Annotated in this window: 16 protein-coding genes and 1 pseudogene; all 17 read right to left on the bottom strand. The window is 55.3% G+C overall.

Going from position 1 to position 10,373, the window contains the following annotated elements; translation table 11 throughout:
* A pseudogene (locus tag ACOTZF_RS24715) lies at positions 1–147 on the bottom strand (DNA breaking-rejoining protein); the annotation flags it as partial.
* A gap of 58 nt (positions 148–205) precedes the next feature.
* Complete coding sequence (locus ACOTZF_RS24710; protein ID WP_129317984.1) at positions 206–589, bottom strand: phage tail termination protein; 384 nt, start codon at positions 587–589, stop codon at positions 206–208.
* Complete coding sequence (locus tag ACOTZF_RS24705; RefSeq protein WP_014883994.1) at positions 586–954, bottom strand: hypothetical protein; 369 nt, start codon at positions 952–954, stop codon at positions 586–588. Before ACOTZF_RS24705 ends, ACOTZF_RS24710 begins: the two co-directional genes overlap by 4 nt.
* Before the next feature lie 2 nt (positions 955–956).
* On the bottom strand, positions 957–1,313 hold the full coding sequence (locus tag ACOTZF_RS24700; protein WP_024198019.1) for a hypothetical protein: 357 nt from the start codon (positions 1,311–1,313) through the stop codon (positions 957–959).
* On the bottom strand, positions 1,313–1,486 hold the full coding sequence (locus tag ACOTZF_RS24695; protein WP_129317985.1) for a 50S ribosomal protein L13: 174 nt from the start codon (positions 1,484–1,486) through the stop codon (positions 1,313–1,315). The genes ACOTZF_RS24700 and ACOTZF_RS24695 overlap by 1 nt, the downstream gene beginning before the upstream one ends.
* The gene (locus ACOTZF_RS24690) at positions 1,486–1,887 is read right to left on the bottom strand and encodes a DUF7370 family protein (RefSeq protein WP_013095985.1); all 402 of its coding nucleotides are present in this window, start codon (positions 1,885–1,887) and stop codon (positions 1,486–1,488) included. The genes ACOTZF_RS24695 and ACOTZF_RS24690 overlap by 1 nt, the downstream gene beginning before the upstream one ends.
* Before the next feature lie 62 nt (positions 1,888–1,949).
* Entirely contained in the window at positions 1,950–2,243 is a 294-nt protein-coding gene (locus tag ACOTZF_RS24685) for a hypothetical protein (protein ID WP_013095984.1), read from the bottom strand.
* 9 nt (positions 2,244–2,252) lie between these two features.
* Entirely contained in the window at positions 2,253–3,329 is a 1,077-nt protein-coding gene (locus tag ACOTZF_RS24680; RefSeq protein WP_057064520.1) for a major capsid protein, read from the bottom strand.
* 17 nt (positions 3,330–3,346) lie between these two features.
* Positions 3,347–3,796, bottom strand: a complete 450-nt coding sequence (locus tag ACOTZF_RS24675; protein WP_023300384.1) for a phage cement protein — start codon at positions 3,794–3,796, stop codon at positions 3,347–3,349.
* Between the two features lie 12 nt (positions 3,797–3,808).
* Positions 3,809–5,074 (bottom strand): hypothetical protein, encoded by a 1,266-nt coding sequence (locus tag ACOTZF_RS24670; RefSeq protein WP_421636225.1) that lies wholly within the window; start codon positions 5,072–5,074, stop codon positions 3,809–3,811.
* 2 nt (positions 5,075–5,076) lie between these two features.
* The gene (locus tag ACOTZF_RS24665; protein ID WP_129317986.1) at positions 5,077–6,003 is read right to left on the bottom strand and encodes a phage minor head protein; all 927 of its coding nucleotides are present in this window, start codon (positions 6,001–6,003) and stop codon (positions 5,077–5,079) included.
* Positions 5,963–7,312 carry an anti-CBASS protein Acb1 family protein gene (locus tag ACOTZF_RS24660; protein ID WP_129317987.1) on the bottom strand — a complete coding sequence of 450 codons (1,350 nt, stop codon included), beginning with the start codon at positions 7,310–7,312 and terminating at the stop codon, positions 5,963–5,965. The genes ACOTZF_RS24665 and ACOTZF_RS24660 overlap by 41 nt, the downstream gene beginning before the upstream one ends.
* A gap of 15 nt (positions 7,313–7,327) precedes the next feature.
* Complete coding sequence (locus ACOTZF_RS24655; protein ID WP_129317988.1) at positions 7,328–8,806, bottom strand: DNA-packaging protein; 1,479 nt, start codon at positions 8,804–8,806, stop codon at positions 7,328–7,330.
* Positions 8,793–9,272, bottom strand: a complete 480-nt coding sequence (locus tag ACOTZF_RS24650) for a DUF2280 domain-containing protein (RefSeq protein WP_129317989.1) — start codon at positions 9,270–9,272, stop codon at positions 8,793–8,795. The genes ACOTZF_RS24655 and ACOTZF_RS24650 overlap by 14 nt, the downstream gene beginning before the upstream one ends.
* Before the next feature lie 31 nt (positions 9,273–9,303).
* On the bottom strand, positions 9,304–9,942 hold the full coding sequence (locus ACOTZF_RS24645) for a putative metallopeptidase (protein WP_129317990.1): 639 nt from the start codon (positions 9,940–9,942) through the stop codon (positions 9,304–9,306).
* Between the two features lie 3 nt (positions 9,943–9,945).
* Complete coding sequence (locus ACOTZF_RS24640) at positions 9,946–10,152, bottom strand: hypothetical protein (protein ID WP_032935983.1); 207 nt, start codon at positions 10,150–10,152, stop codon at positions 9,946–9,948.
* A complete protein-coding gene (locus ACOTZF_RS24635; RefSeq protein ID WP_032935985.1) occupies positions 10,149–10,367 on the bottom strand; it encodes a hypothetical protein in 219 nt (72 codons plus the stop codon). Before ACOTZF_RS24635 ends, ACOTZF_RS24640 begins: the two co-directional genes overlap by 4 nt.
* Positions 10,368–10,373: the final 6 nt, after the last annotated feature.

The raw sequence follows: 10,373 nt of genomic DNA, 5'->3' as shown, positions 1-10,373 counted from the left end.
CATCGAATAGTCGATGCCCTTTGTCGTCATAGCGCCGAGACGCTTCCACTCGGAAAGCGCTGGCACTGCATCGGGGCAGCCAAAGGCCATGCGTAACACAGCTACTTTCCCGATCAGCTTGCCAAAATCATTAGCACAGCCTTGCATGTGTACCTCTCAAATAAAAAAGGCCGCCGGATGGCAGCCTGATGGGTTGGTGATGTGGTTATTCGCCGTAAACGCACATGAACTGGAGTCTGAAGACCAGGCGCCCCTCTTCGGTCAGGATGGGTGCAGGCATATTGCCGAGGTTTTGAATCAGACCAAGGCACTCGTCGGCAATGTCGTTCTGTTCGACATAATTGATGATTTCCTGAGCCTTCTCTGCTGCCGCGCGGCTTTTTTCCTTGGCGGAGATGATATCTACCAATACATAGTGATCGGCGCCAAGGTCGTTACGGATATCGGTACCGCCGTTGGGCCGGAAAACTATGAATGCATCGGTTAGCTTCTTTGTGTCGTCCCATGCCAGCAACTGAACAATGAAGCCAGTGGTAAGCCCGGCATCAACGAAGTAGTTACGCACGCGCTCATACATGGCTGGTGTCATACTGAAAGCTCCTTGCGCATTACGGCATCAATCTGGCTGCGGGTGTCTTCAAAGCCTTTAGTGAGGAACTCTTTCTGCGCGGTTGCGCGGCGGAAGGTTTGCGGCACGTTCGGATCGTGTACGAAAACAGCGTAGTTCGCCGTGTAACCCACTCGCCCCGTCAGTCGAACGCCGTTGTTTATCAACTCCCGATACTGGCTATTAAGCAGCGTAGAGGTATCGATCGGCGTATAAAGCGCGGCCTGGGAGCTGCCGATTATCATTGCTGACTGAAGCGCCCGGACAACCTTTCGGCCTTTCACGTCGTTGATGATGCGGTTGAGCCCGGCTTTCGACTGCTTAACGCCGCGCACTTTGATGCCCATGGCTACACTCCCGTAATTATCGCCCAGTCATCTTCCAGACCGTCGAGAGTGTCGTTCCAGCGCGTCACGTGGCGAACCTCATCGGCACCAGCTACGACCGGATCCGGCTCAACGCTCTCACCAATCAGGATGTAATCGCCCTCATCGGCCAGCGCATAAGCTGTAAAGAAGGTGTTTTTTACGACAACCTCTTTACCGATTGATCCGAGCTTTGCTGACAGGCCGCCGATGTAGTCGCACATGATGGTTTCAGGTGGTTCGTATGGGTCGACAGGATCGCCCCACTCGTCATTACCACCTGCACCTTTGCGCCATATCGTGCACGGCTTGTTGTATGACCATGAAGCAGTAGACGACATCAGCCCTCCTTCCAGCGCAACACCTTCGCGCCAGTCGCCCGGATGCGCGGGCAGTTAATGAACCACTCGCCATCCGATTTGACGTAGCCGGTAGTCTCCCGCCCAGTGTCGGTCATCACCCAGACGCAGACGAATGAACGCGGCAGCCCGTGCTTAACTGATTTGTACGTCATCATTTATCCCCGCACATGCAGCCGCCTTTTCCTATCCAGATACCAGCGAATGCCGGGGCGGCGGTAGGGTCTGCAGGAATAAGGGCAGTGGCGCAGCCGTACTTATCCAGCCCGCGCAAGAGGTTAACCGAGGCCTTCCAGCGATCGGTAAACGACTGGTACCGGAACGAGCGCGACGCACCACTCGGCGCCGTCTGGCTTGAGATATATTTATCACCCTGACCGAGCCCCATAAGCGCCAGCAGATAGAGCTGAATCAGCAGCGCGGTCGATGTAGGATAATGCGCATCGAGACACTCCTGAATGCTGTTGGCCTGGTCGACGAGAGCCTGAAGAACAAAATCGGGAATGGTAATTCCCTGGCTCTCCAGATACTCCTTCGCCTGTTCGAGAGTTACCATTATCGACTCCGTGAAATACCCCGCCGGAGCGGGGCATAAAAAAACCGCCTGAGCGGCGGCTGTTATTCAGCAGGGAAAAGCTTTTCGAGTTCGCCATCCGGCAAAAGCTCGCTGAGTTTTTCAGCGCCCAGGTTGCCTTTGAACTCAATACCCAACTCAGTAAGGCGGCCCTGAATGATCTCTTTGCGAGATTTTTCACCGGTACCGGCATCAGGTGTCGCAGGTTTCAGCTCGCCACCAGCCTCGCCCTTCATCAGCCGGACGTTAGACTTCAGCGCCGGGTGAAGATCTTTCAACTCCACCACGTCGCCAACCTTTACGCCGAACCATGGGCGCACAACTTCGTATTTAGCCATGCTGTTTCCTTACGCCAGGTTAGCGCCGTAGACAACGCCGGACAGCCCCTGATCGTCTGCGGTGATTTGCAGACCTTCAGCAGACATAATCTGGAAGTTGTAGTTAACGTTAGGCAGTGGGCGCGGCAGCGGAACAACGCCTACAGCCATACCCACCAGTGGAGAGATCACGTCACGGCGACGAACGTACGCGATAAACTCGTTACCGGTCAGCGCGAAGCTCATGCGGATTTCTTTCACTGGCGCGAACGGCAGAACCGCCTGCAATACAGTGCCGCTTACAACGCCATTCACCACGTACGGCTGCGCCAGGTTTGCCCAGATTTCCGGGGAAACCCACATCACATCGTATGCGGCGACTTTGTTGGTGCGCGCGGTTGTACCGAATGCCCCTTTACCGAAGAATGCGAAGATCGCAGTCATGTCAGCGGTGGTCAGGTCGATGTTCGCGCCACCAGCACCGGAACCGAGGTTGATCTTCTTGGTGTTTCGGTGGTTCTTAATGCCCTGCGCCGGGTAGGACTGAACCTGAATTTTTGAATCGCCGTTCAGGTAGTAGTTGACGCGCTTCTGGTTGAACTTGCGCATCTTCGCCATCTGCGAATCCAGAACCAGATCAATGCCTACAGAGTTAAGGCCAGCAGCATGACGCCAGTTAACACCGTAGCCAGCAGTGAACACCGGAATCGGGTCGCCATCGCTCGCGTAGTCAGTGTGGTCGAAGGAGAATGGCGCCTGACCATCGATGCTTACTGACACGTCGTCAGCGATGTCGCCGACCACGTTATACAGCTTGGCGGTTTTACCAACCGGCAGCACGGTCTGAACGCCGATCAGGTCGTTTACGATTTCCATGCCAACTTCCTGATCCCGCAGCTGCAGCACCTGGTTGTCAATCTCAGCCCAGAAGTCACGGGAGAAACCGCCAACAGCGTTACAAGCCAGCATGTCAGGCGTCATCATTGCGCGGTTAGCTGCAATGATGGAATCGTTCTGTAGGTTCCACATGTTGCGGTTTGCCCACAGCTCACTCCAGTGCCCGCCAAGGCGTGAGTTAGTCGCCAGTGTCTCTTTTGAGAAGTACATATGTTTTTGTCCTTTTGTTACGCGCCAGCAGCGGCGGCAGTGCCAACGCGCATGCGCACGCGGATGAAGTCGGTGGTGCTGGCCGCGATGGTGTATTCATCCTGGCTGTATCCGATCACTGAATCAGTGTCATCGGTTGCCAGGGTAAACTGACCGGCAGTGCCCAACTTGATCGGGCTGTCTTTTTTATACGCTCCAGGCAGGCAGCGCAGCGCCAGCTCACGACCTTCTTCGACGTAGTTACCTACTGCCGAATCCCCGGCAGGGATTTCTTCGGTGATTGTCAGGCCCTGGTGGTAACCGACATCGATGATGTACAGGCGTCCGGTTAGCGCAGTGGCCTGAGCGAATTTATCGGATGAGTTGATGGTTGCGGCGGTGCCAGGAAGCAACGCGGCGGCCGTTGTGCGGGTTTCGGTCTTGTACAGAGACTGACCGTCGATATTAACGCGACGATAACGTGGCATTATTCCGGCTCCTTACTTGAAGTGTTCGTCTGCGGCTGGTGCGCCGGTTTCTTTGTGCTGCTGAGCATTGTTGGTGCCCAGCGGCGCAGCTTCGCCCAGCGACTTGAACATCGCGTCCAGAGCTTCGCCTGACAGAGCGTTCGCGACGATATCGCCATGGACCTTCGCAACCGCTTCGCGCTTTGTTTTCTCTTCGGCGCGAGAGTTGGCAGTCAGGGTTTCGGCAAGCTTGTCCTGATTGGCCTGCAGACCGGTGATCGCATCCTTAATCGGATTCAGGGCATCGGCGAAGTTAGCGGCCAGGCCTTTACCGATTTCGCTGATCAGCTCTTGTTTCTCTTCAGTGGTTAAAGGCATGTCGCCCTCCGTTTTGTGGTTTGGTGCAGGCTGTTCCTGCGGTGTGAATAGAGCTTTGAATTTGTTAGCGACGACGGCCACCCACGACTCCTGGCGCGCTACTGCGGTTCCGGTATCGTCGATTGTGATCTTCCCGCCATCAGCGGAATATCCGTAAACCTGAGCATCACCGCCATTTCGCACGATGACCACCTGCGAGTCAGTGAAGTCAGCAACCCAGGCATATTCATCCGTGCCCGGCGCAAACTTGGCTTTGGCTGCCCGATCGAGACGCTGCTCGCGCTCCCGGTAGGATTCACCCACCAGCGCGCCGGAGTTAGCCTTAAGCGGCTGTGCAAGATCAGCGTTAACCATCAGGCCAACGCCCTGCTCAGGAGTGGCGGCCCCGACCTCGTGCAGAAGGATCGCGTCGTGATCCATGCTGTAAATCTTCGCAACCCACTCAGCGCCAGTGGCCCGTTGCTGTTCGTTTGGTTCAAGCTGGTCGAGGAAAGCAGCGACGCTGGTGTGAATCGGCGGAACGTCTTCGCCGCGCTCAATGGCAGCGACACGCTCAAGCAGCTCCCTGCCACCTTCTGACTCACTGGCACGGGCCACATCAACCCACTTTTCGAGGTAAATTCGATTACCGGACTTCTTAACGTTGCGGTTCCATGCGCCGATATGGCTTGCGTTAATCCCCTCTGGCGAGAAAGCAGACACGAACTGACCGTTAACCTGAGGGTGGCCCAGCGGCGCCAGGGTGCCTTCCAGGCCCTGATAGTGGGCATCGATTTGCTCTTGCGTGTAGAGCCCGCCATTCATGACGACGTTTGCCGGCAGCGTGTAGCTCGGCAGCACCAGATGCTCACGACCGTTATATGTTTCGCGCCGGATAGACTGACTGTTCACCTTCGTGGTGATGTTGACCTGCATAGGCATAGTTATTTCTCCGCCCAGGCGTAACCGCGCGCCTGCATCGATTTATATTCCTGTTTGAGTTTCGTGATGGTGTCCGGGTATTCCGGATTACCGTCCGCATCCACCAGCACCGACTGCTGGCTGCATTTGCAGTTGATGGAGTTGCCATCCTTGCTGTACCAGCCACGGACCTCTTCATTGGTGTAGAGGTGGGCATGGCGCACTGCATGTGTATGTCGCGTTGTCGGTGACAGAGCCGAGATGTGAACCAGCAGAGTTTTCAGGCCGAAGAGGTCATTCGCCTCCTGGTCTTCATCCCACTTGGCCCGGCGCAGCGCGGTAGTCACTTCAGTGCGCGCTATCCGGTTCGCCCGGCGCTTCTCGATGCCGGTCTGTTCTGTGAGGTTGCGGGCAATATCCAGCGGATTAAGACCACGCCCCACGCCATCAGTCAGCACACGCGCCATGTCGCGCTTAACGTCAGCAGTCAGCCCCTTCATTTCCTCAAATACACGCGCATGCACCAGCGCCATACGTTGCTGATATGGGTCGCTTGCGAGGATGGACGCCAGCGACTCACGCCCGGCTGCGTAAACCGGCGACTGCTGGCTGAGGTTGTAGAACGACTGCCCGGTCCCTTTCTCAGAAGCCAGATCTATGTACTCGTAAAACCAAAGGTCGTAATCGCCACCTTCAAGCAACACCTGATCCACCAGGTAACTGGCATCATTCAGGATGATGGAGAGTAGCGTTGGGTTTAGCTGGTATTCGTATCTGGCGTTTACTGCGAGGGAGGAAGGTATTTTGTCGAGTGCTGATTTGTACGCTTTGCCAATCTTATTCATCCGCCTGGAGAAGTCTTTCATTGCCCGGCGTTCCAGCGCATCGGCTCCGGTCGGATCCTGATAGTTACGCGGCAGAATTGGTGGCTTCGTCTTTTTCGTCGCCATCCTCTTCTCCTAACGGGAATTCATCGACGTTTTCATAACCGGCTGCCGTGCGAATTTCTTCACGGCTGAATGCCGGATTCTCTCCGCTGCCCTGGAACGTCTGGTTAATCTCTGCCATGGTTTTGGCATTGGCGAGTTTCTCAGTTCCTGTCTGCTCGTTGAGGTCATCCCAGATAACCGTCTTCTCGCTGACAGCATCAATGATGTTCAGGTCGATGAGCTTGTCACTGAAGTCTTCAATTTCGAATGACAGGTCACCGCGGCGTGACTGACAGCGCGCGTTGAAATATTTCTGATCCTCGGTGCTTGCCCTTTCACCCGTCTGCATCCCAACCAGAACCTTCACAGGGATATCAACAGATGCAGCGAAGGTTTGCAGGTTGACGTTATAGGTCGCTGACGGATCCGCTACAGCTGTGACCAGTGGTGCGACTGTAGCCCCTTGGGTTGTCATCAGAACATCGTTACCACGGTTCATTTCCCCGGCAACTTCGTTAAACTTATCCTGCAACTCGTCAATGCTCACGCCATAAAGTGACGCGAGATTGTTGAAGTCGATTTCCTTCTCAAAATTGACATTAAGCTGCCGCGCGGCGTTCTTCAGGAATGACTCACCAGAACCACCCTCGACCTTCTCAAGGCTGACGCAGGCGTTATAGCCTGGCTCAAGGAAGCCAATGGCATCATTCGAGTAGTCGCCCAAGATGAAGACGCGATCAGGATGCACAAAGCGCTGATTCGCCCCGCCATTTGGCAGGCTCTCAACGTATTTCCACTGCTTTGGTTGCCCGTAGTCTGCAGATTTCTGGTCAGTTACCCACTCGCTGACAGTTAACGAACCGGCCCATGCGATCGTTACCTTTTTAAGTGACTTACCGCGGACAACCGGCTGATCCCATGCTCTTGAATCGTTGATATGCAGCAGGATGCCAGCATAGCGCCCGACCAGGCGGCGGCGGTCAGCTTCAGCAAAGGCCCGCCATAGGCGCTTTGTGAAAACCTTTTTGGTGTTCTTCTCCCAGATGGTCTCGTCCTTGCTCTCGTCGGCATCGTCACCCTCGATGATTTCCGGGTTAGTCTGCCAGCACTTGCCCACCAGCTTCTCAACTGCACCATGAGAGATACCACCGCGGCGGTAAAGGGCATAGAGGTTTTCGTAGGTCACCTGCTCAGGGAAGCCATACTCGCACCATGCTGAATGGCGCTTATTGTCCAGCCCCATCGTTGGCGCCATCAGACCCATACGGGCGCGCGCCATCCGCGCATCGTTCAACGCATGGTTGACGGCGAGAGTTAATTTGTCAGTCATGGTTTGTCCGTTTGGTTAGCGAAGGCGTTTCGGAATCATCATCCCCACAGGTTGCGATCCATTCAGTTCAGTCAGTGCGTAAACCATCGCATCGAGGCGGTCAGGTGATTTCCTCGCGGTGGCGGGGATGTATTCCATCAACTGGTTCTCCAACACGTAGAGATTGCCGTGATTTGCCACTCGCCCCTGTTCGTAGAGCGCCGATATCGGCTCCGCGCGGGCATACTTACCTTTGCTGGCATGGACACGAATGATGCGACCTTTGAACCCGGCGTTGCGGAGTGTCTCCTCCGCCATATCTCCGCCCTGGTTCGTCTCAATAACTATCGCGTCAGCTTCGTGTTGCTCATAAGCCGATATGGCTTTCTTGGCCCATCCAGCAGGTGAATATTTACCGCTGTAATCGCCATCCACAGAGAACTGCTTTTTATCACCAGCACCATATGAGCTGGCAGCGACAATACCTGTTTCATCGCTTTCGTCGCTGTTTGTTGCCTGCGGGTCAATGGCTACGACAGTGCGAACCTTATCGTGATGAATTTGCAGTTCGCGAGCCGCGCTGATCATCGCCTCTGTCCACAGAGCACCTTCTGCATTAAACCTGCGAGGCTTCTGCATATACTGCGCTTCGGCAGTGCGTCTGTGAGAGAACAGCGATACGCGGTGCGATTCATTGTGTTTGAACGGCCACAGCCAGCCATCAGGCAGTCCGTGGTCAATCGGTATGGCGTGGGTGTTTTCAGGGTACTGAGCAGCGTATGGCTGACTATTGTCGATAATCACCGGCAGATTCAGGTGATGCCATTTCTCACCACTCCCGCCCCGCAGAAGATAGCCGCTCAGGTCGTGGTAATGGATCCGCTGCATGATGACAATCATCGGCGTAGTCTCGATCGCCAGTCGTGACTTGATTGTCTCGTTAAAACGGTTGTTGACCCCGTCGCGGACGATCTCGGAGTAAGCGTCATCCGGCTTAACCGGGTCATCGATAATAAGCGCGCCCTGCCAGCCTGGCTCCATGTGCCCGGCACGAAAGCCGGTAACCTGCCCCGCAGCTGACGATGCATAAACGCCGCCGCCGTGCTCAGTCCACCACATCGCCTTACTGTCAGCGTCATCGCGCAACGACATCGGCCACATCGACTGATATGCCTGAGACTTAATCATGCCGCGCGCAGTGGATGAGTTCAGCAGCGCCAGGTTATGCGAATAGGACAGGTGCATGAAACGGGCCCGGCAGTTCAGCGCCAGCCCTCGGCCCATCATATTGATGGTCGCCAGTTCCGTTTTCGTGTAGCCAGGCGGAACGTTGATGATCAGGCGCTGAATCTCACCATCAATGACGCGGTCCAGCGTCTGCTGAATCACCTTGTGGTGCGGCGCGACAATCATCTTGCCGCCAGTGCGTTGCTTGAAGAAGTATCGAGCGTAGTAAAGCCCGTCTTCTTCGCATTCAACCTTACGGGCAAACGCCCTTTGCTCAGCAGTCGTCATCCTCCATCATCTCCTGCCGTGCGGATTTGTATTCCTCTTTGCTCATGGTGATCGTCTGGATGGCGCCACCATTCGGGCCGGAATGTTCAAACTTGTGCTTATTGGTGTAGGCATCGCCCATTTCTTTGGCGGCCTGCTCAATAAGTTGAGAGGTCATGCCGTAGTTCTTCATCTTTTCAGCATTGGTCGCCATTCGGTCAAGAACGCGCAACCGGTACGCTTTATTGGCGATCGGGATGTCGGCGATCTCATTCTGGAATCGTTTACGGGTGGTATTGAACAGGTCGATCCACTTCTGACTCAACTTGGCCGCCATTGCGTTGCCTGGCGTATATTGCGACACCTGCTGCCGTGAGACATCGATGCCGTATTCAGCCTTTACAAGCTCAATGACTTTTACCGGAGTCTCGTAGCAGGCGAGTGATTGAACGATGAAGGCTTTAACCTCTGTCGATAATGCTGCCACAGGCTACCTCCATGACAATCTGAATAAAGCGTTACGCCAGCTTCAACATGCACGTCCCGCATGACCTGGCTATATCGATGTGAGCCACTTCCGCTGGCGCATTGGCCGCATCAACGAGCTCCTGTACTTCTTTGCTGGCACCGTATCGACGTACGACACCAGTGAATTCTTCGACGTCGTGGCCGCGCAGTGTGAGCACTGGCTGCCCGGTCTCTTTGTTGAACTTAGGCGCGCCGTAGTCATCGGTGGCCTGTGCGATGTGGTAAAGCTCATGCTCTACCAGCGCGCAGAACTCGAGGTCACTGCATTGCGAACAGTAATCGGCTGCCAGCGTGATGATGAACTTCGGAATTCGACCGAACCATTCATGCATCTGCTGTTCCATTCTGGTTTTCTGCCAACCGCCTGCGCGGAGCATTACCTGTTCGGCCTGACCGAGGACTAAGCGCCCCTTCTTAGGGAATGAGTCAGACGCCCACATGAAGCAGAGGTCAGCCTCTAACAGGTGTTCGTGGTCAGGGTTATGGATGCTGCCGGTATCGCTGAGGATTTGGCGGTTTACCCACTCATGCACTTCATTGGCGGGAATGAGCCGGGTGTATGGCTGCCAGCTCTCGGAGTCGATGAAGTTAACTGGCGGGTATGGCCTGCGCTCGTCATCGTTAGCCATGGATTACTCCGTTGTTTGATCTGCCTTGCTCTTGGCCTTCAGGTAATCCCGGGTCACGTCGACCAGTAGGATCCGAAGCGCCTCATCTTCAGAAATGCGCGGGCTAAGCCCATTAGTGCGGCGTAGTAGCTCGCTGGCCACGGCCTGAGCCTCTTCGCCAGCAGATGAAACATCCAGGCTAAGCGTTACCGGGATAAAAGCGCTCTTCATGATGCGGACTCCTCAGTTTCTGCCGGTTCTTCCTCTGCCGGTACTGGCGTGAACTCCACTCGCTTTACATCGGCAGGAGCGAAATACAGCCACTGGCCCGTTTCCGTCGCCAGCGGCACAAAGCCGTTAACCAGCTCAGGCTGACGTCGTGACATCTTGCCCGTGAAGGTTTCGCCTGTTTGGGTGGTTAGGGTGATTTGATAGATGTCTGACATGATTAC

This window comes from Enterobacter cloacae complex sp. SHL021, from assembly GCF_049237765.1.
In the GTDB taxonomy this organism is placed as follows: domain Bacteria; phylum Pseudomonadota; class Gammaproteobacteria; order Enterobacterales; family Enterobacteriaceae; genus Enterobacter; species Enterobacter cloacae.
The sequence above is the reverse complement of the archived record's forward strand: the minus strand, read 5'-3'. Positions and strand labels throughout refer to the sequence as shown.